The organism is Bradyrhizobium rifense (assembly GCF_008123425.1).
GTDB classification, from domain to species: Bacteria; Pseudomonadota; Alphaproteobacteria; order Rhizobiales; family Xanthobacteraceae; genus Bradyrhizobium; species Bradyrhizobium rifense.
Window position 1 is genome coordinate 1 of the sequence record NZ_VSSS01000116.1, and the last position, 625, is coordinate 625.

Below are 625 nucleotides of genomic sequence, written 5' to 3' on the forward strand. Positions count from 1 at the left end.
TGGCTGGGCCTTCGAGGACACGCTCGATGCCTCGCTCGCCATCGCCGCGCTGGAGAAAGCCATCGCGGCTCGGGGACCGGCACCGGGCAGCCTGATCCATCACTCCGACCGCGGCGTGCAATACGCTTCCATCGCCTATCGCCAGCGGCTTGCCGATCGCGACATCACCATCAGCATGAGCAGACCGGGAAATCCCTTCGACAACGCCAAGGCTGAAAGCTTCATGAAAACGCTCAAGGCTGAACAGATCAACGGCAAAGCCTTCGCCGACCTGGGCGACGCCCGCCGCCACATCAACAGCTTCATCGCGGAGGTCTACAACAAAGAGCGCCTGCACTCGGCGCTCGGATACCAGTCGCCTCTTGAGTTCGAAACCGCGTTCGCGCAAAACAACGCGCGGTAACGCATCGTGACAACCCACTGTCACTGTAATTATCGTGTCTCACTTCAGGGGTGCAGTCCAGCACTGTCACCGTAACTTTGTACGCCCGTTTTCGGCGTGAGACGTATCTTCCTACGTTCCTAACGGGCGCCGCGGTGACCTGCTCCCCAATTTGCCCCCGGTTATAAGGAGAGTCCGTTCTGGGTTTGGCCCCTGTTGGGGCGGGTTGCAAACTCGGTCGGT

General features: G+C 60.3%; 1 protein-coding gene. It reads left to right on the plus strand.

The window, feature by feature from the left end; all coding sequences use genetic code 11:
• The coding region (locus FXB40_RS46965; RefSeq protein ID WP_148779037.1) for an integrase core domain-containing protein at window positions 1-403 on the plus strand (403 nt) is incomplete at its 5' end.
• Window positions 404-625 lie beyond the last annotated feature (222 nt).